24 protein-coding genes and 1 riboswitch are annotated in these 23,842 nt (G+C 71.4%); of the genes, 7 read left to right on the top strand and 17 right to left on the bottom strand.

Annotated elements, in window-relative coordinates; genetic code table 11:
• The coding region (locus tag VIM26_RS22895; protein ID WP_331955612.1) for a molybdopterin-dependent oxidoreductase at nucleotides 1–1,578 on the top strand (1,578 nt) is incomplete at its 5' end.
• Nucleotide 1,579: 1 nt separating this feature from the next.
• Here the strand turns inward: VIM26_RS22895 and VIM26_RS22890 are convergent.
• The 3 genes from VIM26_RS22890 to VIM26_RS22880 are packed head-to-tail and all read right to left on the bottom strand — an operon-like array spanning nucleotide 1,580 to nucleotide 2,871.
• Nucleotides 1,580–2,215 carry a hypothetical protein gene (locus tag VIM26_RS22890; RefSeq protein WP_331955610.1) on the bottom strand — a complete coding sequence of 212 codons (636 nt, stop codon included), beginning with the start codon at nucleotides 2,213–2,215 and terminating at the stop codon, nucleotides 1,580–1,582.
• A 6-nt stretch (nucleotides 2,216–2,221) separates the two neighbouring features.
• Nucleotides 2,222–2,458, bottom strand: a complete 237-nt coding sequence (locus tag VIM26_RS22885) for a MoaD/ThiS family protein (RefSeq protein WP_331955608.1) — start codon at nucleotides 2,456–2,458, stop codon at nucleotides 2,222–2,224.
• Nucleotides 2,452–2,871, bottom strand: coding sequence for a DUF6457 domain-containing protein (locus VIM26_RS22880; protein WP_331955606.1), 420 nt, complete (start codon nucleotides 2,869–2,871; stop codon nucleotides 2,452–2,454). Before VIM26_RS22880 ends, VIM26_RS22885 begins: the two co-directional genes overlap by 7 nt.
• A gap of 365 nt (nucleotides 2,872–3,236) precedes the next feature.
• Between VIM26_RS22880 and VIM26_RS22875 the strand changes: the two genes are divergently transcribed.
• Nucleotides 3,237–3,365, top strand: a complete 129-nt coding sequence (locus tag VIM26_RS22875; RefSeq protein ID WP_331955604.1) for a hypothetical protein — start codon at nucleotides 3,237–3,239, stop codon at nucleotides 3,363–3,365.
• A gap of 54 nt (nucleotides 3,366–3,419) precedes the next feature.
• On the opposite strand, the gene VIM26_RS22870 is transcribed toward VIM26_RS22875, so the two are convergent.
• The 9 genes from VIM26_RS22870 to thiO form a co-directional block, all read right to left on the bottom strand.
• Nucleotides 3,420–4,577: a ThiF family adenylyltransferase gene (locus VIM26_RS22870; protein WP_331955602.1), complete on the bottom strand. Its 1,158-nt coding sequence runs from the start codon at nucleotides 4,575–4,577 to the stop codon at nucleotides 3,420–3,422.
• Between the two features lie 35 nt (nucleotides 4,578–4,612).
• The gene (locus tag VIM26_RS22865; protein WP_331955600.1) at nucleotides 4,613–5,845 is read right to left on the bottom strand and encodes an acetyl-CoA C-acetyltransferase; all 1,233 of its coding nucleotides are present in this window, start codon (nucleotides 5,843–5,845) and stop codon (nucleotides 4,613–4,615) included.
• Entirely contained in the window at nucleotides 5,842–6,510 is a 669-nt protein-coding gene (locus VIM26_RS22860) for a CoA transferase subunit B (protein WP_331955598.1), read from the bottom strand. Before VIM26_RS22860 ends, VIM26_RS22865 begins: the two co-directional genes overlap by 4 nt.
• 1 nt (nucleotide 6,511) lies before the next feature.
• The gene (locus tag VIM26_RS22855; protein WP_331955596.1) at nucleotides 6,512–7,315 is read right to left on the bottom strand and encodes a CoA transferase subunit A; all 804 of its coding nucleotides are present in this window, start codon (nucleotides 7,313–7,315) and stop codon (nucleotides 6,512–6,514) included.
• A gap of 229 nt (nucleotides 7,316–7,544) precedes the next feature.
• Entirely contained in the window at nucleotides 7,545–8,888 is a 1,344-nt protein-coding gene (gene moeB, locus VIM26_RS22850; RefSeq protein WP_331955594.1) for a molybdopterin-synthase adenylyltransferase MoeB, read from the bottom strand.
• Complete coding sequence (locus VIM26_RS22845; protein WP_331955593.1) at nucleotides 8,885–9,556, bottom strand: thiamine phosphate synthase; 672 nt, start codon at nucleotides 9,554–9,556, stop codon at nucleotides 8,885–8,887. Before VIM26_RS22845 ends, moeB begins: the two co-directional genes overlap by 4 nt.
• The gene (locus VIM26_RS22840; RefSeq protein WP_331955591.1) at nucleotides 9,553–10,416 is read right to left on the bottom strand and encodes a thiazole synthase; all 864 of its coding nucleotides are present in this window, start codon (nucleotides 10,414–10,416) and stop codon (nucleotides 9,553–9,555) included. The genes VIM26_RS22845 and VIM26_RS22840 overlap by 4 nt, the downstream gene beginning before the upstream one ends.
• A gap of 1 nt (nucleotide 10,417) precedes the next feature.
• Nucleotides 10,418–10,618: a sulfur carrier protein ThiS gene (gene thiS, locus VIM26_RS22835; protein WP_331955589.1), complete on the bottom strand. Its 201-nt coding sequence runs from the start codon at nucleotides 10,616–10,618 to the stop codon at nucleotides 10,418–10,420.
• Nucleotides 10,618–11,817: a glycine oxidase ThiO gene (gene thiO, locus VIM26_RS22830; RefSeq protein ID WP_331955587.1), complete on the bottom strand. Its 1,200-nt coding sequence runs from the start codon at nucleotides 11,815–11,817 to the stop codon at nucleotides 10,618–10,620. Before thiO ends, thiS begins: the two co-directional genes overlap by 1 nt.
• Nucleotides 11,812–11,925: riboswitch (TPP riboswitch) on the bottom strand. (Overlaps the previous gene by 6 nt.)
• Before the next feature lie 573 nt (nucleotides 11,926–12,498).
• Between thiO and VIM26_RS22825 the strand changes: the two genes are divergently transcribed.
• The 5 genes from VIM26_RS22825 to bfr all read left to right on the top strand — a co-directional run bounded on the left by VIM26_RS22825 (nucleotide 12,499) and on the right by bfr (nucleotide 18,355).
• On the top strand, nucleotides 12,499–14,094 hold the full coding sequence (locus VIM26_RS22825) for an MFS transporter (RefSeq protein WP_331955585.1): 1,596 nt from the start codon (nucleotides 12,499–12,501) through the stop codon (nucleotides 14,092–14,094).
• Nucleotides 14,095–14,778: 684 nt separating this feature from the next.
• A complete protein-coding gene (locus VIM26_RS22820; RefSeq protein WP_331955583.1) occupies nucleotides 14,779–15,570 on the top strand; it encodes a 3-hydroxybutyrate dehydrogenase in 792 nt (263 codons plus the stop codon).
• 23 nt (nucleotides 15,571–15,593) lie between these two features.
• Nucleotides 15,594–17,516 (top strand): helix-turn-helix domain-containing protein, encoded by a 1,923-nt coding sequence (locus VIM26_RS22815; protein WP_331955581.1) that lies wholly within the window; start codon nucleotides 15,594–15,596, stop codon nucleotides 17,514–17,516.
• Between the two features lie 115 nt (nucleotides 17,517–17,631).
• A complete protein-coding gene (locus VIM26_RS22810) occupies nucleotides 17,632–17,904 on the top strand; it encodes a (2Fe-2S)-binding protein (protein WP_331955579.1) in 273 nt (90 codons plus the stop codon).
• On the top strand, nucleotides 17,804–18,355 hold the full coding sequence (gene bfr, locus VIM26_RS22805; protein WP_331955577.1) for a bacterioferritin: 552 nt from the start codon (nucleotides 17,804–17,806) through the stop codon (nucleotides 18,353–18,355). The genes VIM26_RS22810 and bfr overlap by 101 nt, the downstream gene beginning before the upstream one ends.
• Before the next feature lie 564 nt (nucleotides 18,356–18,919).
• Here bfr and VIM26_RS22800 read toward each other — a convergent pair.
• The 5 genes from VIM26_RS22800 to VIM26_RS22780 form a co-directional block, all read right to left on the bottom strand.
• Complete coding sequence (locus VIM26_RS22800) at nucleotides 18,920–19,915, bottom strand: branched-chain amino acid ABC transporter permease (protein WP_331955575.1); 996 nt, start codon at nucleotides 19,913–19,915, stop codon at nucleotides 18,920–18,922.
• Entirely contained in the window at nucleotides 19,912–20,781 is an 870-nt protein-coding gene (locus VIM26_RS22795; RefSeq protein WP_331955573.1) for a branched-chain amino acid ABC transporter permease, read from the bottom strand. The genes VIM26_RS22800 and VIM26_RS22795 overlap by 4 nt, the downstream gene beginning before the upstream one ends.
• 28 nt (nucleotides 20,782–20,809) lie before the next feature.
• Entirely contained in the window at nucleotides 20,810–22,069 is a 1,260-nt protein-coding gene (locus tag VIM26_RS22790; protein ID WP_331955571.1) for an ABC transporter substrate-binding protein, read from the bottom strand.
• Between the two features lie 85 nt (nucleotides 22,070–22,154).
• Entirely contained in the window at nucleotides 22,155–22,871 is a 717-nt protein-coding gene (locus VIM26_RS22785; RefSeq protein ID WP_331955569.1) for an ABC transporter ATP-binding protein, read from the bottom strand.
• Nucleotides 22,871–23,605: an ABC transporter ATP-binding protein gene (locus VIM26_RS22780; RefSeq protein ID WP_414696548.1), complete on the bottom strand. Its 735-nt coding sequence runs from the start codon at nucleotides 23,603–23,605 to the stop codon at nucleotides 22,871–22,873. Before VIM26_RS22780 ends, VIM26_RS22785 begins: the two co-directional genes overlap by 1 nt.
• Between the last annotated feature and the right edge of the window lie 237 nt (nucleotides 23,606–23,842).

Here is a 23,842-nt window from a genome sequence, read left to right as displayed (position 1 = left end):
GGCGACGACGGCGCCACCGTCACCACCCGCGTGACCCGCCCCCGGCTCCTGGCCGCGCTGGCGGGCATCCTGTCCGCGGCGACCACGCTCGGCGTCGCGCAGCTGGTCGCCTCCCTCGTCTCCCCCGACTCCGCGCCGCTGGTCGCCGTCGGCGGCGCGTTCATCGACGCGACGCCGCCGTGGCTCAAGGACTTCGCCGTCGCGACCTTCGGCACGCACGACAAGCTGGCCCTCCTGATCGGCATGGGCGTCGCGGTCTCCGCGCTGGCCGCCCTGGCCGGGGTGCTCGCGCGCCGCCGGTGGGCGCTCGGGGCCTCGCTCATCGTGCTGCTCGGCGCGGTCGGTGGAGTTGCCGCGTTGACCCGGCCCAACGCCGGTGCGCTCGCCCCGTTGCCGAGCATCATCGGCGTCGGCGCCGGGATGATCGCGTTGCGCTCGCTCCTCGCGCGCATCCCGGGCGAGAGTGCCGAACCCGGAACCCCCGAGACCGCGCAGGTCCCGGCGGGCGCTCTTGACCGCCGCTCGTTCCTCACGGCCGCCGCCATCACCACCGCCGTCGCCGCGGTCGCCGCAGTCGGCGGACAGCTCATCTCGCGCGCCACCCGCACGGTGGAGGCCGCCCGGTCCGCGCTCACCCTGCCGAGGGCGGCCCGGCCGGTCGCCGCGGTCGCCGCCGGGGTGGAGTCGACGGTCCCGGGTGTCGCCGCGTACATCACCCCGAACGCCGACTTCTACCGGATCGACACCGCCCTCCTGGTCCCCCAGGTCGACGCCGACACCTGGAGCATTCGGGTGCACGGCCTCGTCGAGAACGAGGTCACGATGAGCTTCCAGGACCTCCTCGACGCCAACCTCGTCGAGTCCCGGATCACCCTGACCTGCGTCTCCAACGAGGTCGGCGGCGACCTGATCGGCAACGCGAAATGGCTCGGCTACCCGATCCGGGAGCTCCTCGCGCGGGCCCGCCCCCAGGTCGGCGCGGACATGGTTTTCTCGACCAGCGCGGACGGCTTCACCGCGTCCACCCCGCTCGGCGTGCTCACCGACGGCCGCGACGCGCTGCTCGCGATCGGCATGAACGACCAACCGCTGCCCGTCATCCACGGCTACCCCGTCCGGATGGTCGTCCCCGGGCTGTACGGCTTCGTCTCGGCCACGAAATGGGTCGTGGACCTCGAGGTCACCCGCTTCGCCGACAAGCGCGCCTACTGGACGGACCGCGGCTGGTCGCCGATGGGTCCGATCAAGACCGAGTCACGCATCGAGGTGCCGCGCCCCGGCGCCGGGGTCAAGGCCGGTCGGGTCGCCGTCGGCGGCACGGCCTGGGCGCAGCACCGCGGCATCTCCAAGGTCGAGATCCAGGTGGACGACGGCGACTGGGCGCCCGCGACGCTCTCGACCGAGGAGTCGATCGACACCTGGCGCCAGTGGTCCTACGCGTGGGACGCGACCCCGGGCACGCACCGCCTCACGGTCCGCGCGACGGACCCGATCGACGGCGTGCAGACCACCGAGGTCGCCCCGCCGCCACCGAACGGCGCCACCGGCCTGCACTCCGTCACCGTGACGGTGAGCTGACCTAGACGGCGCTCGGCACGACGTCGCGCACCCACGCGCCGTCGTCGGGCCGGAAGCCCACTCGCGCGTAGTAGTCCTGCGGATCGGCGATGTCGGGCGGCGCCACCAGGCGCCGGAACCCGGCGTCCGCGAACACCCCGCTGCGCCGGTACACGAACTCCCCGGGTGTGAAGTCCCGGAACCGCCGGGTCACGTAGTCGAGCTCGACCTGCCCGACGCCGTCCCCCGCGTCCCGCACGACGACGACCCCGACGGTCTCGTCGCCGCGCTGCACCAGGAACGCCAGCCGGCCCGGCACGCCCGGGTCCCACGCGAAGCTGGCGTGGAACGTGCGGATGTCCTGCAGGTTCGCGCCGAGCACGTGCGCGAGGTACGCGTCCGACGGGCTGACCTCGACCACCTCGTAGGTCGCGGCGTCGTGCCGCTCGCGCAGCAGCCGGACGAGCCAGTAGACGTCGATCACCGCGATGACCCCGTTCATGGCCGCGAACGGCCAGATGCTCAGCACGCCGTTGTAGCCCGTGGCGAGCACCGCGCCGACCAGGTTCATCACCCGGAAGCGCAGCACGCGCGCCTGCGCGAGCGAAGCGACGACGAACGCGGAGCCGGCCCACCCGATGATCTCGAGCCAGGGCATCGCGGGTCAGCCCCCGGCGAAGGGCGGCAGGACGTCCGCGAGATCGCCGTCGGACAGCGCAGCGGTCGGGTCGAGGCGCCGGCCGTCCACCAGGACCGAGCAGCGCGTGAGCACGTGTTCGAGTTCGCGTCCGTGCACGGCAGCCATCACGGACAGGAGCTCGCCGACCGTGCGGGCGGAGAGGGTCTCGGACGGCACGCCGGCGGCCTCGGCGGCGGCGGCGAAGTAGCGGACCATCACCATGTCGGGGCCCCGGGCGAGGATGCGGGGAGAGTCCCGGGCGAGGTCGCAGAGGTCGTCCCGGACGGGGCTGCGGAGGTCGTCCCGGGCGAGATCGCGGGGCGGCCGGACCACTCTCGGGACAGCTCGCCGACCCGGATCGCGATCAGCTCCGAGATCGCGGGGTCGGCCTCACCGTCCCCGGCCGCCTTGCCCGCCGCGTACCCGACCAGGAAGGTGGTCAGCGGCGCGGCCGGTCGCCCGACGCCGTCCGCCGCCTCGCGCGCCACGTCGAGCAGGGCTGCGACATCCACCACGTTCTGGTCGATCCCGAGCGCGGCCGACACGAAGCCGACCCAGTCCTCCAAGCCGTGCTCCGCGTGCTGCGCGTGCGGGGGGACCTCCCCGACCGTGTTCACCCGATCCATCTCGATCATGCTGGGCCTCCCGCCGCGTACGAAAACTCCCGACGCCGCTCATCGTTCCACGCGCGTGGAGCCCGGCAGCCCGGACTCGAGCGGCGACGCGGGTTGGGCTACGTCCTTACGTGCACGGGACTGCGGTACTCAACCGGATCGCCGGCGCAGACCCGGACGAGGCTTGCCGCGCAGGTGGTGCTATGCACTTCAGGGGCCCCTCGCCGTCTTCTCTGGTGGCGACCGCGTATCGACGCACCTGAAACGCCCACTCCCAGGTCTCCTCGGCCGGGACGCCCGTGTGCGGGGCCGGGACCCACATGGTGTCCTCATCCGATTCGGCGCAACGATCCTGAGTACAGGGGTGGATGTACAGGGACCTACCGGTGTCATTCAGCCACGCGATGTGGGCCGGCGGCGTGGGCATCGAGAACAAGGAGCCGACCGTCGGGACGAGCACGAGCGCAGCTGCGATCAGCGCGACCAGGAGGGCAGTCACGCCGACGGCGGTGTAGAGCTTGGCCCGCCGGGTCCGTCTCCCCATGGTCCGCACGGTCACCGGTCCGCTCCTAGTACCGCGGAAGGGACGGATCGACCTCGTCGATCCAGGCCAGCACACCGCCGGCCAGGTGGGCGACGTCGTCGAACCCGGCGGCCGCGAGGGCCAGGACCCCCTGCTCGGAGCGCGCGCCGCTGTGGCAGTGCAGCACGATCGGGAGGTCCCGCGGCAGGTCCGCGAGCGCGTGACCGTCGAGAATCCCGCCGATCGGAACCGACCAGGAGCCCGCGATCGAGACGATCTCGCGCTCCGCCGGTTCGCGGACGTCGATGAGGACGAAGCTCGCTGAACCGGGACCGGGTGCCACGAGCCGGGCCGCGAGCTCGCGAGGGGTCACGGTGCGCACCGCGGCCTCCGGCTCGTCGGGCTCGTCGTCCTGCACGACCCGGCCGGGATCCCCGCGCAGCGCCACCTCGGACCACCGCGCCGCCAGCGAGTCCAGCACGAGCACCCGCCCGAGCAACGGCTCTCCGGCCCCCGTGATCAGCTTGACCGCCTCGGTCGCCATCACCGAGCCGACCTGGCCGCACAGCGCGCCGAGCACGCCGCCGGTCGCGCACGAGGGCACGGTGCCGGCGGGCGGCGCAGCCGGGAACAGGTCCCGAAGCTGGACGGGCTCGACGCCACTGCCCGCGGGCGGCCGGCCCCAGAACACCGACACCTGGGCGTCGAACCGGAAGATGGACCCCCAGACCTCCGGGATCCCGGCGCGGACGCACGCATCGTTGACCAGGTACCGGGTCGGGAAGTTGTCGGTGCCGTCGATCACCAGGTCGTACCCGGCGAGGATCCGGTCGATGTTCTCCCGGGTGAGGCGCTCGGGGTGCACGACGACGTCCAGCTCCGGGTCCACCGCAAGCACCGCGTCGCGCGCGCTGTCGACCTTCGCCCGCCCGACGTCGGCCTGGCCGTGGATGACCTGTCGCTGCAGGTTCGTGAGCTCGACGACGTCGAAGTCGACGATGCCGATCCGCCCGACGCCCGCCGCGGCCAGATACAGCAGCACGGGCGCCCCCAACCCGCCGGCCCCGACGACGCACACCCGGGCGTTACGCAGCCGCCGCTGCCCGAGCTCGCCCAGCTGGGGCAGCAGCAGGTGGCGGGAGTACCGCTGGGTCTGGGTCGCGCTCAGCGATGGGCCGGGCGCCACGAGCGGCTGGATTGCCATGGTCGCCACTCTAATGTGGGGCGAGGGCCGCCAATTCAGGGCCTCGGCTCACGGCCCGCGCGACGAGCCGCGGGGCGGTGCAGCAGCAGGGCGTCGCCCTGGCCGCCACCCCCGCACAGGGCGACCGCGGCCCGACCGGAGCCACGCCGGGCGAGCTCGTGCGCGGCGTGCACGACGAGGCGGGCCCCGGACGCGCCGATCGGGTGCCCGAGCGCGATGGCGCCGCCGTGGATGTTCACCAGGTCGTGGGAGATCCCGAGCTCGACGGTCGACTGCGCGGTGACGGCCGCGAACGCCTCGTTGATCTCGACAAGGTCGAGCTGGTCGGCGGTCCAGCTGCCCCGTTTGAGCGCTGCCTGGATGGCTCGGGCCGGCTGAGAGTGCAGGGAGTTGTCCGGGCCGGCGACCTGCCCGGTGGCGCCGAGCGCGGCCAGCCAGGGCAGTCCCAGCGCCTCGGCGTGCGCTCGCGTCATCAGCACGACAGCGGCCGCGCCGTCGGTCAGCTGTGAGGAGTTGCCCGCCGTGATGGTGCCGTCGGGCGCGAACGCGGGACGCAGTCGGGCCAGGGTCTCGATGGTGGTCTCCGGCCGGATGCCCTCGTCGGTGCGCACGAGCAACGGCTCGCCGCGGCGCTGCGGCACGCTCACCTCCGCGATCTCGGCGTCGAACGCCCCCGACTCCCACGCCGCCGCGGCGCGCTGATGGGAGCGGGCCGCGATCTCGTCCTGCGCCGCCCGGGTGATACCGAGCGGCCCGTTGTGCCGCTCGGTCGCCGCGCCCATCGACTCGTGGTCGAACGCGTCGGTCAGCCCGTCGTACTCCACGTGGTCGAGCGTGCCCACCGCCCCGAACCGCCACCCGGTGCGCACCCCGGGCAGCAGGTGGGGTGCGTTGGTCATCGACTCCTGGCCGCCGGCGATCACGACGCGGGCGTCGCCGAGCCGGATCATCCGCGCGCCCTCGATGATCGCCGCGAGGCCGGACAGGCACACCTTGTTGACCGTGGTCGCCGGCACGTCCCACCCGATCCCGGCGCCGACCGACGTCTGCCGGGCGGGGTTCTGCCCGGCGCCCGCCTGGAGCACCTGGCCGAGCACGACGGCGTCGACCGCGGCCGAGTCGAGCCCGGACCGCTCGAGCGCCGCGCGCACGGCGACGGACCCGAGCTGGACCGCGGTGAGCGAGGCGAGCGCGCCGGAGATCCGGCCCTGCGGGGTGCGGGCGGCGGAGACGATGACGACCTCGGGGAGGTTCGCCGCGGCGCTCACAACGACACCGTCGCGGGCAGGTCGCGCAGATCGGGGTCGACGGCGAGCTCGGGCTCGGTCGCGTCGCGGACCTCCGCCACGCTCACGCCGGGGGCGAGCTCGCGCAGCACCAGCCCGCCGGGCGTCACGTCGATCACCGCGAGGTCCGTGATGATCCGGTCGACAACGGCGCGCCCGGTGAGCGGCAGGGAGCATTCATTCAGGATCTTCGGCGAGCCGTCGCGGGCGCGGTGATCCATCAGCACGATCACCCGGGCCGCGCCGTGCACCAGGTCCATCGCCCCGCCGGGCCCCTTGACCATCTTTCCGGGGATCATCCAGTTGGCCAGGTCCCCGCGCGCGGAGACCTGCATCCCACCGAGGATGGCGGCGTCGATCTTGCCGCCGCGGATCATCCCGAAGCTCAGGGCCGAGTCGAAGAACGCGGCGCCGGGCAGGACCGTCACGGTCTCCTTCCCCGCGTTGATCAGGTCCGGGTCGACGGCAGCCTCGCTCGGGTACGGCCCGACGCCGAGGATCCCGTTCTCGGACTGGAGCACCACCGTCAGCCCGGCGGGCACGTAGTCCGGCACGAGCGTCGGCAGGCCGATGCCGAGGTTTACGTACGAACCGTCGACCAGCTCGAGCGCCGCACGCGCGGCCATCTCCTCACGGGACCGGGCCATGTCAGATCTCCCTCGTGTGCGCTTCGTGCTGGGGGTCTTTCGCTACGGTGCGCTTCTCGATTCGTTTGGGCACGTCCGGGCCGACCTCGACGATGCGGTGCACGAACACCCCCGGCAGGTGGACCTCGTCCGGGTCGATCTCGCCCGGCTCGACGAGCCGCTCGACCTGCGCGATCGTGATCCGCCCGGCCATCGCCGCGAGCGGGGAGAAGTTGCGTGCCGAACGATGGAACACGAGGTTGCCCGCGCGGTCCCCGCGCTGGGCGTGCACCAGGGCGAAGTCGGTGGTGATGGCCTCCTCCAGGACGTGCTCGCGCTCGACGCCGCGGACGACGAAGCTGCGGACCTCCTTCGGCAGCGAGGCGAGTGCCACCCGACCGGCGCCGTCGTACCTGCGCGGCAGCCCGCCCTCGGCGACCTGGGTGCCGACGCCGGTCTGGGTCCAGAACGCTGCGATCCCCGACCCGCCCGCGCGCAGCTTCTCCGCGAGCGTGCCCTGCGGGGTGAGCTCCAGCTCGAGCTCGCCGGAGAGGAACTGACGCTCGAACTCCTTGTTCTCCCCGACGTACGACGAGGTCATCTTGCGGATCCGGCCCGCGCGCAGCAGGATGCCCAGGCCCCAGTCGTCCACACCGCAGTTGTTGCTGACGACCTCGAGGTCGCGGACCCCGGCGGCGAGCACCGCCTCGATCAGCGCGATCGGGTTGCCGCACAGCCCGAACCCGCCCACGGCCACGCTCGCCCCGTCCAGGAGGTCGGCGATCGCCGCTCTCGCCGACGGGACAACCTTGTCGATGCCGGCCATGGGTTTCTCCTCCGCGCGTGATCGCCGGTCGCGGACCCCTGTGGCGGGCGTGTGCGGACCGCGGGCGCTCGACGCGCCGTGCGAACCTCGACGGCAACGACAGCGGTGCGACGTGTTCAATGTCGAGGCTATCCAGACGGCCGGGCGGGCGCGATGTGGTTGGCGAACATCATGGTCCGCGCAAGCGCATGGCTGCGGCACACGGATCGCGGCTCGTGCGACAGCGCTGTCAGTGCGCGGGCGAAGCCGGGTCGACGTCGTCGATCCAGGCCAGTAGGCCGCCCGCAAGGTGCGCGACGTCCGCGAAGCCGGCCGCCCGCAACGCCCGGACGGCCACCTCGGAGCGCGCTCCGCTCTGGCAGTGCGCGATGATCGGGGTGTCCCGTGGCAAGGCCGCGAGCGCGGAGCCGTCGAGGATCCCGCCGAGCGGCACCGACCGCGAACCGGCGATCGAAGCGAGGTGGCGCTCCGCCGCCTCGCGGACGTCGATCAGCACGAGGCGCTTGCCGTCCGTGTCGACCTCTCCGTCTACGTCGCGGTTCGCGCCCTTGAACCCGTTGCCGTTCCCGTTCGCGTCCCCGTTCGCTTTCCCGTTCGCTTTCGCGTCCCCGTTCGCGTTCCCGTCCCGCTTGGCGAGCCGGTCTGCGAGCTCGCGCGGGCTCACGGTGGGAATCCCGTCCGCCACGGCCCGGGCCCCCGGGTTCGCGGTCCGCACTGGTTGGCGGGCCCCGCCGTGCGGACCCCCGCCGTCGTCGTCGGGCATCTCCCCGCACGCGCTCCGCAACGGGTCAGACCGCAGGGTGAGCTCGGACCAGCGGGCGGTCAGCGCGTCGAGCATGAGCACGCGGCCGAGCAGCGGCTCCCCGATGCCGGTGATGAGTTTGACCGCCTCGGTCGCCATGATCGAACCGACCTGACCACACAGGGCGCCGAGCACCCCGCCGGTCGCACAGGACGGCACGCTTCCCTCCGCGGGCGCGGCCGGAAACAGGTCCCGCAGCTCGACCGGCGCGACCCCGCTGCCCGGAGGTGGCCGGCCCCAGAAGACCGACACCTGGGCGTCGAAGCGGAGCACCGAACCCCACACCTCGGGGAGACCGGCGCGGACGCACGCATCGTTGACCAGGTAGCGCGTCGGGAAGTTGTCCGTGCCGTCGATCACCAGGTCGTAGCCGCCCAGCACGCCGTCGACGTTCTCGGCGGTGAGTCGTTCGCGGTGCACGACGACGTCGAGCTCGGGGTCCACCGCGAGCATCGCGTCGCGCGCACTGTCGACCTTCGCCCGCCCGACGTCGTCCTGCCCGTGGATGACCTGTCGCTGCAGGTTCGTGAGCTCGACGGTGTCGAAGTCGACGATGCCGATCCGCCCGACGCCCGCCGCGGCCAGGTAGAGCAGGACGGGCGCGCCAAGGCCGCCGGCGCCGACGACGCACACCCGGGCGTTGCGCAGCCGCCGCTGCCCGACGTCGCCCAGCTGCGGCAGCAGGAGGTGGCGGGAGTACCGCTCGAGCTCGGTCGCGGTCAACGGTGGACCGGGCTCGACCAGAGCGGGGACTGGCGTGCGCCCGGTCATCCCGCCACCGCCGCGGGAGTTCCCACGCCGAGCGCGGCCAGCAGCGCAGCGACGTTGCGCCCCGGGTCCTGCGCGGCCATGACCGAACCCATCACGGCCACGCCGTCGGCGCCGGCGTCGAGGAACGATCCGGCATTGTGCTCATCGACGCCGCCGAGCGCGAACACGGCCGGCGGCACCGAGCGGGCATGACGGGCGGCAGCCAGCAGGTCCCCGAACCCGGCGACGCCGAGCGCGGGTCCGTACCCGGGCTTGGACCGGGTCGGGGCAACCGGCGAGAGGGTGACGTAGTCGCAGCCCTCATCGGCCGCGCGCAGCAGCTCGTCGAGCGAGTGGGTCGACCGCCCGAGCAGGCCGGGTCGGGCGGCCGGGGCCGGATCGGTCGCGCGCAGGTGCAGGCCGGCGAACGGAGCGGTTGCCAATGGCGCCGCCGAGGCCAGGAGCAATACGCCGCCAACGGGTGCGAGCATCGCCTGCACCTGCTCGGCGAGCCGGGCCCGTTCGGCGTTCGGCAGGTCGCGCTCGCGCAGCACGACGGCCCGCGCACCGGCCGCGATCGCCTCCCGCAGAGTGCCGATCAGGTCTCGCCCAGGCGGCACCAGGCTGCGGTCGGTCAGCACGAGAAGCGGCGGCAGGGTCCGGATCGGGGAACCACTGAGCGCGGTCATTCGCGGACCACGCCCTCGGTCGGCGAGGACGCGCGCCCACCGCGCCGCACGGGGATCCGTCCCGCGGTCCGGGCCAGCCTGCCGCCGAGCACGGCGTGCTTCATCGCGGTGGCCATCGCCACGGGGTCCTCCGCGCGGGTCACCGCGCTCGCGATCAGGACCGCGTCGCAGCCGAGCTCCATGGCCAGCGCGGCGTCGGACGCGGTACCGATCCCGGCGTCCAGGACGACGGGCACGTCGACCGCATCGCAGATCATCTCGATCGCGTGCGGGTTGCGGATGCCCAGGCCGCTGCCGATCGGCGAGCCGAGCGGCATGACCGCCGCGCAGCCGAGGTCGGCGAGGCGGCGGGCAAGCACCGGGTCGTCGTTCGTGTACGGCAGCACGGTGAAACCGTCGTCGACCAGGCGCTCCGCGGCCTCGAGCAGACCGACGGCGTCGGGCAGCAGGCTCTGGTCGTCGGCGATGACCTCGAGCTTGACCCACGAGGTGCCGAGCAGCTCGCGGGCCAGCTGCGCCACTAGGATCGCGTCGCGCGCCGTGTAGCAACCGGCCGTGTTGGGCAGCAGGCGCACCCCGCAGCGGTTCAGCACCTCCAGGACGCTGTCGCCCGCGGTCATCGAGACCCGCCGGATCGCCACAGTGACGAGCGCCGACTCCGACGCGCGGACGGCGCCCTCCAGGGTCGTCAGGCTGGTCGCCCCGCCGGTGCCGAGCAGGAGCCGCGAGGACAGCGGCTCACCGGCGATCACCAGCTGGTCGTGCGGAGTCGTCGCTGTAGCGGTCTCGGTTGTGAGGTCAGTCGCGCCGGTCGGGTCGGTCGCGCCCGGCGCGCCGGTCGTCTCAGTCGTCGCGGTCATATCAGCCGCCCGGAAGAGCGGTGACGACCTCGACCCGAGCGCCCGGGACGACGCGGGTCTGCGCCCACACCGACCGCGGGACGACCTGGCTGTTCATCGCCAGCGCAATCCCGCTGTCGGGCAGCGCGAAGACCGCGACGAGCTGGTCCAGGGTGGTCTCGTCCGCAATCTCGCGGGCCGAGCCGTTGAGCGTGATGGTCATCAGCGACCTTCCGTGACGGGGTTCAGGGGGCGTGCAAAACGTGTTGGCGTGAATGGTTCGACGAGGCCGGGCAGAGGCAGGCCGGCCAGGAGCCGGCTCACCGCCTCGCTGGTCGCGGGCGCGAGAAGGACGCCGCCGCGCGCGTGTCCGGTAGCCATGAGCAGTCCAGGCATCGGGGTGGAACCGATCAGCGGCCCGTTGTCGGGCGTGCCGGGCCGGCAGCGGGCGAGTGCCTCGACCAGCTCGAGCTCGGCGACCTCGGGCACGACCTCGATCGCGGCGCGCAGCAGCTGGTGCACCGCGCCGGCGGTCACCCTCAGGTCCGGCCCGACCTCCTCGCTGGTGGCGCCGACGACGAGCTCGCCGTCGCCGCGCGGCACGAGGTAGACCTGCTGCCCGTGCACCGTCGCGCGGATGGTCCGCGCCAGCAGGTTCGCGGCGCCGCCCAGCCGCAGGACCTGGCCCTTGACCGGGCGGACCGCCGGACGCACGGCCTCCGGCAGCCCCGGCACCTGCGCCGAGTCCGCGCCCGCGGCGAGGACGACGACGTCGGCCCCGTGCACCGGAGCCGGCTCGCCCGCCACGACGCGGCGGACCCCCACGACCGTCCCGCCGTCGACGACGAGACCGACCCGATGACGATGGAACCGGACCCCGGCCCGCTCAGCTGCCACCACGAGCGCCCGCACGGTCCGCCGGTTGTCGACGCTGTGGTCGCCCGGCACGTGCAGCGCCGACCTGGTCCGCGGCGAGAGCGCGGGTTCCAGGGTGCGTGCCTCGCGCGAGGTCAGCCTGCGGTGCTCGAGGTCGCTGCGCGCAAGCAGGTCCGCGACCCGCGAGAGAGCCAGGGCGTCGTCGGCGTCGAAGCCGACGAGCAGCGAACCCTCCTGCCGCAGCCCGACGTCGACGCCCGACTCACGGGTCAGCCGGTCCGCGAACTCGGGCCACGCGGCCGCGGACGCCAGACCGAGCGCGAGCAGCTCCGGCTCCTGGTAGGCCGCCTCACTCACCGGCGCGAGCATCCCCGCCGCCGCGTGCGACGCCCCGCGACCCGGCTCGTCGTCGTGCACCTCGACCGCGAACCCGTCGCGGGCGAGGGTCCACGCGATGCTGAGCCCGATCACCCCGCCGCCGACGACGGCGACCCGGCGTCCGGCGTCGAACGGGGGGTTGCTGGACGTGCCGGTGGGATGTGACATCGCGCTCCCTGAGCTCCCTGCGCCGGCATGATCCGGATCAGGTATGGACGGTCGGGGCTGCGTCAGCCCCCTCTCAGCCCGGTGCGCCGGACCCCCGTGAAGGACCGGCCCACCATAGGGGCACGCGCGCCGGAACGCGCAGACCGTCCGTGTTGGACGCCACGTCCGGTGTTCCGTCTCCGTTTGAGCGTGCTGCTCGCCAGCTAGTTGTCAGGTGGCGCACTCGTCTATCGACTTCAGTCTCCGCCAGTCGTCTCCCGAAGTTCTCCGCCTGCTTCTCCCGTTGCTTCTCGAGCTGCGCCGCCTGCTCATCGCGCTGGGCCACTTGTTCACCCCGGGTGAGCCCCTCGTTACCCCCCGGGACCCCGCGTAGCAGCCCCGATACGGCTCCCCGCATCTTCTCCGTCCACAATGTCCGCTCAGCGGGATCGCAGGACGCGTTGCGACAGCTCACTTGAGGCATGAAATCCGCTCAGTCGCAACCCCTCCGGAAATCATGAAATCCTTCACCTCGCAAATCAGCCAGAGGACACAAAATTGTTCAGTCCGCAAATCCGGCAGAGGCATATGGTCCGTTCGACCGCAACAGTTTTGACAAGAAACTTTAGGATTGACAGCGCCGCGGAGTTTGCCTACGGTCTAGTCGTCCAGGTTCTCGCCGATCGATATCCGAAGGTGTTCATGACCATTCCTCCGACATTGCCGAAATTCAGGCAGCAGTCGATTCTTGCCGTTCTTATGTTGTGTTCGCTGCTGATTTGGCTGGACAATACCGTCCTGAGTACTACGCTGGAGACCCTTGCAGACCCGGTCCGTGGACTGGGGGCCAATCCCGGTCAGCTGCAATGGGCGACCGGTTCGTACACTCTGACCTTCGCCACATTGATGTTCACTGCAGGCGCATTGGGCGATCGCTTCGGTCATCGGACTGTGTTTTCCATTGGGTTGGTGATCTTCGCCGGATCCTCGCTGTGGGCGGCGTACGCGAGCGATGCGGGTCAGCTGATTGCAACTCGAGCTGCGATGGGGGTGGGCAGCGCGCTGATCACGCCCGCCATGTTGGCTATCCTAATGTGGACCCTTACTGGCCCCGCGCGGGCTGCCGCGATCGGCATCTTCTCGACGTCGGCCGGTGTCGGAATGGCTGCCGGCCCAGTGCTGGCGGGGTTCCTGCTCGATCATTTCTGGTGGGGCTCGGTCTTTCTGATCAATGTCCCGGTCGCGGCCTTGGCGCTGGTCGGGCTCGCCGTGCTGGTTCCGAATTTCCGCAGCCCCACTCTGCGGCCACTGGACCCCGCTGGAATGTTGCTGTCGATCGGCGGGCTCGTGGCGTTGGCCTACGGGCTGATCCGGGCGGGGCAGGTGGCTGTGTGGAGTCGAACCGATGTCTGGGCGCCGATCGTTGTCGGTCTGGTTCTGCTGGCCGTCTTCGTACTCGTAGAACTGCGCGTCAAGGTGCCCAGCTTTGATCCGAGACTGCTCGCGCAACGCACATTCGGTGGCGGCAATGTGGCGCTCGGACTGCTGCTCTTTGCTGTGGCCGCCATCACCTTCTATAACGCGTTCTACCTGCAAGGCGCGCTCGGATTCTCGCCGATGAAGGCGGGCTTGGCCAATATCCCGACCGCATTCGGCGCGCTCGCGGGGGCACCCCTCGGCTCGCGTCTGGTTCGCCGCGTGTCGCTACGCTCTGTCGCCGTGCCGGCGCTAACCGTGGCTGCGCTGACCATGGGCGGGTACGGGTTCCTCGGACTGCAAACTCCACTCGTCTGGATTGAGATCCTGTTGTTGATACAGGGTCTCTCGATCGGCATGGTGATCGGCCCCGTTACGGCCGCATTGATCAGCAACCTGCCGTTGGAACAGGCCGGTGCAGGATCGGCCGTCACCAACACCGTGCGACAAACCGGCAGCGTGTTCGGAATCGCAGTAGGCGGCACGATCATGTCGATCGCGTACCGACGCGCGATCGAACCTTCGCTGGAGGGTGCACCCGGTTCGATGCAGGATCAGGCACGAGTTTCCGCCGAACTGGCCCGCCACGTCGCCATCGCTATCCACCGGCCCACTCTTGCTCAGGCTGCTGATAATGCATTTATCCATGCTATGCACGTCGGCGCGGGCTGGATCGCGGTCATCACACTCCTCGGAGCAGCTGTGCTGCTGATTACCTTGCCTGCTGTCGGAGAGAAGAAGGGGCCGATACCGGAGCCGGACCACGAAGAGGCCCGCAGTTCCGAGGCCACGGCCGCCCAGGCCGATGTGGGCAGCCACTGATAGTCAAGCCACGTACCTCCTCGACCGGGGCCAGTTTTGGGAAGGATGTGTGCGCTCGGCGAGCCAAATCTTCCCAAAACCGGACTGCCCAGGCCTGCGCGCGGGCTCGGCGGACTTCGGTGCCGGGCTTTTGAGAAGAATGTGTGCGTCTGGCGCACCAAACCTTCCCAAAACTGGGTCGCTCCGGTCGCAACTTGAACCCGCGGACGGTCGAAGTTCCACTACTGCCGCGGTGTGGGATTTCGCTGACCAGCGCGGTAATTGAGGCGAATCCGGCGGGGTCCAAGCCTGGCCAGATGGGCGCCTGGGTGAACAGGCGACCTCCGACAACCACGCCAAGGTACGAATGGGTCTGGCTGCGTTGGACGCACTCAGCTCATCCGAGGAGAGTGACGACTGATGACCAAAATCGTCGAGGTAACTTCGAACCAGGTGTACGCCGCCAAGCTCATCATCAAGCGTTCGGCCATCTCGGGGAAGCCTGTGTCCCCGGCCGTGATCGCCATCGCGAACGCAAGACGAGCCCCGCGACGAAGCAAGGCGACGGAACCAACTGCGACCGAACCAACCACGCCGAGCTAACTCGAGCGCGCTGGCCATGTGGCGAGCGGACACCGCACCCGCCCGAACTGCATGGTCGCTGCACACGGATCGCCGCCCGCCCCGGCAATAGCGTGGCGCGCCATGAGCACCATGGACGCCGTCGTCCCCGCCCCGCGCACCGGCCTGTTCGACCTGACCGGACGCCGGGCCCTGGTGACCGGGGCCGGCAGCGGCATCGGCGCCGCGTGCGCGCGTCGCCTCGTCGCCGCAGGTGCGCAGGTGATCGCGGTCGACGTCGCCGAGACCGCCCTGAAGCAGCTCGCCGCGGAGGTCGACCACGTCACCGCGCACGTCTGCGACCTGGCCGACCTGTCCAGCGTCGACGACCTGCCCGCCGACATCGACATCCTGGTCAACAACGCCGGCGTGCAGCACGTCGCCCCCGTGCACGAGTTCCCGCCGGAACGGTTCTCGTTCATCCTGCGTCTGATGCTCGAGTCCCCGTTCCTGCTCGCGCGACGCGTCCTGCCGCACATGTACTCGGGCGGCTGGGGCCGGATCGTGAACATCTCCAGCGCGCACGGACTGCGCGCTAGCCCCTACAAGTCCGCGTACGTGTCCGCGAAGCACGGGCTGGAGGGTCTCAGCAAGGTGCTCGCGCTGGAGGGCGCGGCCCACGGCGTGACCAGCAACTGCGTGAACCCGGCCTACGTCCGCACCGCGCTGGTCGAGCGTCAGCTCGAGGCGCAGGCCGCGGCGCACGGGGTCGACGTCGCGACCGTGCTGACCTCGGTCCTGCTCAAGCCGGTCGCCGTCAAGCGCCTGATCGAGCCCTGGGAGGTCGCCGAGCTGGTCGCGTACCTCTGCGGCCCCGGGTCCGCGTCCATCACCGGCGCGGCGTTCCCGGTGGACGGCGGATGGACGGCGCACTGAGCGGCGATGGCAGGATCAGAGCCGTGCCCCAGACCGCCCTGGAACTGCTGCGACTGCTCGCTGAAGATGCACCCGCCGAGGTCCTCGAGCGCCAGGCGGCCGAGATCGAGGCCGCCTCCCCCGGAGCAGGGGCGGCCGCGAGGCCCCTCGCGCTGCGGGTGCGCGCCGTGCTCGACGCACGACGGCGGCGCGAGGCCGAGCTCAGCGCGCTCGTCGACACGGCCCGCGAGCTTGCCTCGATGCGCGACACCGGGGGCGTGCTGGACGCGATCGTGCGACGGGCCCGCGCGCTGCTTGGCACCGATGTCTCCTACCTGACGCTGCACGACCCACAGGTCGGCGACACCTACATGCGGGCCACCGACGGCTCGGTCTCGCCCACCTTCCAGACCCTGCGCCTGCCGCTGGGCGCCGGCCTCGGGGGCCTGGTGGCCCAGACCCGGCGACCGTACTGGACGGCGGACTACTTCGCCGACGACCGGTTCGAGCACACCCGCGGCATCGACCACGGGGTCGCCGACGAGGGCGTCGTGGCGATCTGTGGCGTGCCGCTGCTCGTGGACGACGCGTTCGTGGGGGTGCTGTTCGCCTCGAACCGCACCCCGCGGCCGTTCGCGCACGAGGACGTCTCGCTGCTGGTGTCCCTCGCCGCCCTCGCCGCCGTATCGATCGTGCAGGCCAGGGCCGCGGCCGAGACGCACGACGCCCTGAACGCGCTGTCCGCGGCGTACGAGACGGTGCGCCGGCAGGCCGCCGCCGCCGAGCGAGCGGCGACGGCGCACGACCGGTTCGCGCAGATCGTGCTCGCCGGTGGCGGCGTCGACGACATCGCCTCGGCCCTCGCCGAGCTGCTCGGCGGCTGGGTGGTGGTGCTGGACGCGGCCGGGCACCGGACGGCGGCCCACGGCGCGCAGCCGCCGGCCCTGTCCGGGCCGATCGACCCGCTCGCCACGAGCATGGCGGTGCGCGCGTCCGACGGCTCGGGGCGCCTGGCCGAGTCCGGCAAGATCTGGGCGGCCGCCGTGGCCGCCGCGGGCGACCGGATGGGCACCCTCGTGCTGGGCGGCCGCGAGGCGCTCGACGCCGGCGACCAGCGGATGGTCGAGCGGGCGGCGGTCGTCACGGCGCTGCTGCTGCTCTTTCGCCAGCAGGCGTCCGACGCCGAGCAGCGGGTCCGGACTGACCTGCTGGCCGACCTGCTCGCCCCCGGCGACGGCTCCGGCGACGGCTCCGGGAACCAGACCGAGGCCCTGCTCGCGCGGGCCCGGCTGCTCGGGCTCGACCTCACCGAACCGCACGTCCTGGCGGTCTGCCAGCCCGGACCGGGTCAGTCCCGCCGCAGCCTGGTGCTCGCGGCCGCCTCGGCGCTGTCGTCCGGGGTGCACAGCGGGAGCGGCCCGGCGGGCCTGGTCGGCGCGCACGCCGGGGACGTCGTCGCGCTGGTCCCGGGCGACGACGCGTCCGCCGTCGCGACCCGCCTGGCGGCGCGCCTGGGCCGCTCCGGGACGCCGGTCACGGTCGGGGCGGCCGGGCCGATCACCCCGGCGCGCGGGCTTCGCTCGGCGTACCAGGAGGCCGTGCGCACCTCGCAGGCCCTGATCTCGCTCGGCACGCCGGGGCGCGGGGCGTCCGCGGCCGACCTCGGGTTCGCCGGCCTTGTCGTGGGCGGCTCCCCCGACGTGAGCAGCTACGTGACCGCGGTCCTTGGCCCGCTGCTGGACTACGACGCCCGGCGTCGCAGCGACCTGATCGGCACGATCGCGGCGTACTTCGACTCCGGCACCAGCCCGAGCCGGGCGGCGAGCACGCTGCACGTCCACGTGAACACCGTCGCCCAGCGCCTCGAACGGGTCGCGGCACTGCTCGGCGCCGACTGGACCAGCCCCGCGCGAGCCCTCGAGGTGCAGCTCGCGCTGCGGCTGCACCGGCTGAGCGGACCGCGCTAGGCGCCGTCGTCCCTTGTGTGCAACGCATCACATCCCGGGCCCGAAGCCGACAGATGAGGTTAGCCTTTCATAAGACACCTCGGGCTGCGGGCCCGAACCCGGGTCGCCCACAGCCATGAAGGAGCCTCGAGTCATGATCGTCTGCCACTGCGCCGTCGTGACCGATCGCGACGTCACCGAGGCGATCGACGCGGGCGCCGACACGCTCGCCAAGGTATGTATGGCCACGTCAGCGGGCCGGCAGTGCGGGGGGTGCATCTTCACGCTCAAGGCGCTGCTGTGCCAACATGGAACGACGACGCCGAGTCCGGCAACGACGCCCTCGGCCCCAGCCTGGGAGGCCGTCCATGCAGCCCGTCAGTCCCCGCGTAGTGGAATTGCTCAATGACGCTCTGACCTTCGAACTGACCGTCACCAACACCTATTTCCTGCACGCGCGAATGCTCGACAACTGGGGGCTGAGCCGCCTGGGCAAGGTGTTCTTCGATCTGTCCATCGAGGAGATGCGCGACGCCGACGAGCTCATCAACCGCATCCTGCTGTTCGACGGGCACCCCAACGTGCAGCGCCTGCATCCGATCGTCGTCGGCGAGGACGCGCTCGAGATGCTGAACCTGGCCGCGGCCAGCGAGCGGGCCGCCGTCGCCCAGTTCAACGCCTCCGCCGAGGAGTGCCACACGTTCGGCGACCACGGCACCGCCGCGGTGTTCGAGACCATGGTGCTCGACGAGGAGAAGCACGCCGACTACTTCGAGAGCCAGCTCGCGGCCGTCGAGCTCATCGGGGTGCCGCAGTACCTCGCCCAGCAGCTCGACGCCGGCCAGGGCCCCGCCAACTAGCCCCGCCGTCGCCTAGGCCCACCCCAACCCGTCCGGGTGCGTCGAACGATCGCCGCGAGATAGGAGTTGTTGTCCTATTTCCGGCGAAAATGCGACAACGTCTCCCAGTTCGCGGCGCGAGCGAGCCCGAGGGCGGCGGCGGGCCGAGGCCGGCGATGTCGATGTCGATGCCGCCGAGGCCGTCAGCGTCGACGCCGGGCTCGACCCTTAGCACCGAGGGTGGGCCGGCTCAGTGCATCGCTCTGTGCATCCAAAGTGCAGTGAATGAGGCGTTTTGCTGCACTTTCGCTGCACTGAGGGCTGCACTGAGGGCGAGCCGGCCGGCTGCCCCGGACAGCGGGCCTTCGGGGCAGGTCGCCGGGACGGCTGGGGCAGCGAGCCCGCGAACTCGGGGGTCGAACTCGGGCACTGTTCGATCGGCGAAATCGCAGGTGCGAACCCGCGATCGCCGATTCGCGCCGAGGAGACGTTGTCGTATTTTCGCCGGCCTCTGGGCGACAACGACTCCTATCTCGCGGCGCGATCCGACCCCGTGAGGATTGTCGAAGAGGCGATCCGTCCGTCCTAGCGCCGCCGTCGGGCAACCAGGTCGCGCACGGTCCCCCAGATTCCCTTGCGGAACGCGAGCACCACGACCACGAACACCGTCCCGGTCACGAGTCCGATCCCCTCGAACCCGCTCGTCGCGAGCGTGTCCTCGAGCATCACGAGCAGCGCAGCGCCGATCGTGCCGCCCCAGAGCGTGCCCATCCCGCCGAGCACCGTGATCAGCACGACCTTGCCCGACGTCGTCCAGTTCAACTCCTGCAGCGACGCGAACCCGTGCCCGACGGCGAACAGTCCCCCAGCCACGCCGGCCAGCCCGGCCGACTGGACGAACGCGATCACGGTGTACCGCCGGACGTCGTAGCCCAGGGCCCGGGCGCGCGCCGGGTTGTCCCGGATCGCGACGAGCACCTTGCCGAACGGTGAGTGCACGATGCGCCACGCCGCCCACAGGCCGAGGATCACGATCGGCAGGGCCGCGTAGTAGAAGTAGAACGGCTCGGTCTCGATCGCCTCGATGCCGAAGAAGTGCCGCGGGATGCCCTGCAACCCGTTCTCGCCGCCGGTCACGTCGCGCCACTGGTTGGCGAGGAAGTACAGCATCTGGGCGAACGCGAGGGTGACCATCGCGAAGTAGATCCCGCTGCTGCGCACCGACAGGAACCCGATGGGCACCGCCAGCAGCATCGCGAACAGCGCCCCGGCGAGCACCGCGAGCGGGAACGGCAGCCCGGTGTGCAGCGCGACGAGCCCGGTCACGTACGCCGACCCGCCCCAGAACGCGGCATGCCCGAAGGACAGCAGCCCGGTGTACCCGAGCAGGATGTCCAGGGCCACCGCGAACAGGCCCCACGCGAGGATGTCCAGGGCGAGCGGCGGGTAGACGAACCAGGGCAGGGACAGCGCGACCGCCAGTCCGACGGCGAGCATGGCCCACCGCAGCCGGGCCCGCCGCGGCCCCGCCGCGCGCACGGGCGTCGTGACCTCCTCGGCGGTCGGGGAGATGGTCGTCATCTCGCTACCTCTCGTCCGAGCAGACCCGATGGTTTCACCAGGATGACCAGCGCCATGAGCACGAAGATCGCGACCTGCGCGAACGACGGCGCGTACGCCTGCCCGAACGCCTCCACCAGGCCCACGAGGAACCCGGCGACCACCGCGCCGAGGATCGAGCCGAGCCCGCCGATCACCACGACCGCGAACAGGATGATCACGAAGTTGCTGCCCATGTCCGCGGTGATCGCCCGGAACGGCGCCGCGAGCACACCCGCGACCCCGGCCAGCGCGATCCCGAAACCGAACACCGGCGCGACCCACCGGCCGACGTCGACCCCCAGCGCCCGCGTGAGCTCGGGTCGCTCGGTGGACGCCCGGACGATCATGCCGATCCGGGTCCTGGTCAGCAGCAGCCAGACGCTCCCGCAGACCCCGACCGAGAACACGAACACGAACAGCTGGTAGGTCGGCAGGTGGACCGGGCCGAGCGCGACCTGGCCGGTCAGGATCTCCGGCCGCCGGTACGGCAGCCCCGAGACGCCGTACCGCAGCTTGACCAGGTCCACCAGCACGAGGCTGAGCCCGTAGGTGAGCAGGAAGTTGTACAGCGGGTCCAGCGCGACCAGCCAGCGCACCAGGAACCGCTCGAGCAGGACGCCGACGACGAACATGATCAGCGGCACCACGACCAGCGCGGGAAAGAACCCGAGCCCCATCTCCCCCTGGAGCAGCGCCGCGACGACCGCCCCGAGCATGTAGCAGGCCCCGTGCGCGAAGTTCACGACGCCGAGCACGCCGAAGATGATGCCGAGCCCGAGCGCCGCGAGCGCGTAGAAGCTCCCGGCGGCCAGCCCCTGGACGGTGTACTGGATAATCTCGTTCATGTCGGCGACTCGTTCACGTCGGCCGGCCTCAGCCGAGGTCGCAGCCGGCTGCGGCGGCGGCCTTCGCGGGGCGGAAGGCCTCGGCCGCGGGGATCGTGGCGGTGATCTTCTCGTAGTCCCAGTCCCGCTTGACGTCGGCCTTGTCCTTGACCTTGGCCAGGTACGCGTCGTGCACGACCTGGTGGTCCGAGGCGCGGAACTCGCCGTTTCGCAGGAACACGTCGTTGACCTTGTGGCCCTCGAGCGCACCGACGACCTTGTCGGAGTCGTCCGTGCCGGCTCGCTGGACGGCCTCGAGGTACTGCATCGCCGCGGAGTAGTTCGCCGCGTGCGCAAACGACGGTTCGGTGTGGGTCTTCTTCTCGAACCTCGCGGCGAACGCGCGGTTGGTGTCGTCGAAGTTCCAGTACCAGGGCTCGGTGAAGGTGGTGCCCGCGAACTGCTCGACGCCCAGGGAGTGGATGTCCGTGATGAACATCAGCCCGACGGCGAGGTCGATGCCGCGCGCCCGCAGGCCCGCCTCGTTGTACTGCTTGACGAAGTTGATCAGGTCCCCGCCCGCGGCCATCGTGCCGATCACGTCCGGCTTGGAGCCGGCCGCCTTGGTCAGGAAGGTCGCGAAGTTGTCGTTCGGGAACGGGGTCGGGATCGCCTGCCCGACGGTGCCACCGGCCGCCTCGATCGCGGTGGTGAACGACTTCTTCATGTCCTGCCCGAACGCGTAGTCCGGGTAGATGATCGACCAGTTCTTGGCGCCCTGCTCGGTCACGGTCTTCGCGGTGCCGTTCGCGAGCATGTACGTGTCGTAGGCGTAGTGGAACGTGTACTTGTTGCACTGCGCGCCGGTCAGCTCGGTCGTGGCCGCGCCGATGTTGAAGTACAGCTTCTTCTTCGCCTTGGCCTGGGTCGCGACCGCGAGCGCCGCGGACGACGTCGGGACGTCCAGGATGATGTCGGCGCCGTCGCGGTCGTACATCTCCTGCGCCTTGGTGTTCGCGACCTCGGGCTTGTTCTGGTGGTCGGCGGTGATGACGCTGACGTCGGTGGCGACGGCCTTGTCGCCGTACTTCTTCTTGTAGTCCGCGACGGCCATCTTCACCGCCGTGACGCTGTTCGGTCCCGAGAGGTCCTTGTAGATCCCGGACTGGTCGTTGAGCACGCCGAGCACGACCTTGCCGTCCGTGAGCTTGCCGTCGGACGCGCTGGGTGGACCCGCCTGGCCGCACCCGGCCAGCAGCAGGGCGCCGGACAGCACAGCTGCGGCCGCCGTCTTCTTGGTGTGTCGCATGGTTCGGGTCTCCCTGTGGTGGGTCACGCGGTGGTGGTTGCGCGGTGGTGGGTGTTGCTGTGGTGGGTGCCGCGCTGTGCTGGGTTCACATGCCGAGATACGCGAAGAGCTCCTCGCGTCGCTCCTTGAACTCGGTGTTGGCCAGGTGCTCGACGACGCGGCCCTGCGCGAGCAGGTAGTGCCGGTGCGCGACGGTCGAGGCGAACCTGACGTTCTGCTCGACCAGGAGCACCGCGACGCCGTCGTCGGCGACGAGGCGGATGATCTCCCCGATGCGCTGCACGATCACCGGGGCGAGGCCCTCGGTCGGCTCGTCGAGCAGCAGCACGCGGGCTCCGGTGCGCAGCACGCGCGCGATCGCGAGCATCTGCTGCTCGCCGCCCGACAGCGTGGTGCCGAGCGCGGCACGCCGTTGCGCAAGCACCCCGAAGGTGTCGTAGATCCGCTCCATCGACCAGCCGCGCGCCCCGGTGATCGGCGCCAGCAGAAGGTTCTCCTCGACCGTGAGGGTCGCGTAGATGCCGCGGTCGTCCGGCACCCAGCCGAGGCCGGCGCGGGCCCGGCGGTGCACCGGCAGCCGGGTGAGGTCCACGCCGTCGAACCGCACGACACCCTGCTGCTGGCGGTGCAGGCCCATCAGGGCGCGCAGCAGGGTCGTCTTGCCGGCACCGTTGCGTCCCACGAGCGTGACGACCTCGCCCGCGCCGACCCGCAGGCAGACGCCGTCGAGCGCCTTGGCCTCGCCGTACCAGGCGGACAGGCCCTCGACGACGAGCCCGAGGTCGAGGTTGTGCTCGGCCATCAGTCCTCCCCGAGGTAGGCGGTGATCACGCGCGGGTCCTGTCGGACCTGCTCGTAGGGCCCCTCGGCGAGGATCTGTCCCTGCTGCAGGACCGTCACGCGGTCCGCGAGTGCGCCGACGACGTCCATGTTGTGGTCCACGAGCACGACGGTGCGCCCGGCCGCGACGCGCCGGACCAGGTCGATGGTGCGGGAGATGTCCTCGATGCCCATCCCGGCGGTGGGCTCGTCGAGCAGCAGCAGGCGCGGATCGAGGGCCAGCGCGAGCGCCAGCTCGAGGGCGCGCTTGCGGCCGTAGGCGAGCGTGCCGGCCGGCTGGTCCGCCTGGTCGGCGAGGCCGACCTCGTCGAGCAACTCCAGGGCGCGGCCGGAGAACCGGTGCATCTGCACCTCCGAGCGCCAGAACACGCGGCCCCGACCGGTCAGGCTCTGCAGGGCGAGCTCGAGGTGCTCGCGGGACGTGAGCTGGTCGAACAGGCTCGCGATCTGGAACGAGCGGGCCACCCCCAGGTGCGCCATCCGCTCGGGCGGCAGCCCCGTGACCTCCCGGTCGCCGAGCCGCACGGTGCCCGACGTCGGCGAGAGGAAGCCCGTCAGCAGGTTGAACAGGGTCGTCTTGCCGGCCCCGTTCGGCCCGACGAGCGCGTGGATCGCGCCCTCGGCCACGACCAGGTCGACGTCGTTCACGGCGGTGAAGCCGCCGAAGACCTTGGTCAGGCCCGACGTCGAGAGCAGCGGGGTAACCGCCGTCGGCCGGTCGGGCGGGTGGCCGGGCAGGTCGTCGGGCACCGGGTCGGGCACGGTGCGGGTGCCGGCAAGATCCGCGCTTCGGGGCTCCACGCACTCCACCTCCAGGTGGCGGGCGCACCGTTGCGCCATCGCCGTAGGGCGTAACAGTAAGGAGGTTCGGGCGTAGCCAGACATGGGCCGGAACGACACAGTCAGGGGTCCGCGCATGGGCGAAATCACCAT

Source organism: Pengzhenrongella sp. (assembly GCF_036565025.1).
Lineage (GTDB): Bacteria > Actinomycetota > Actinomycetes > Actinomycetales > Cellulomonadaceae > Pengzhenrongella.
This window is presented reverse-complemented; position numbering and strand designations above follow the sequence as displayed.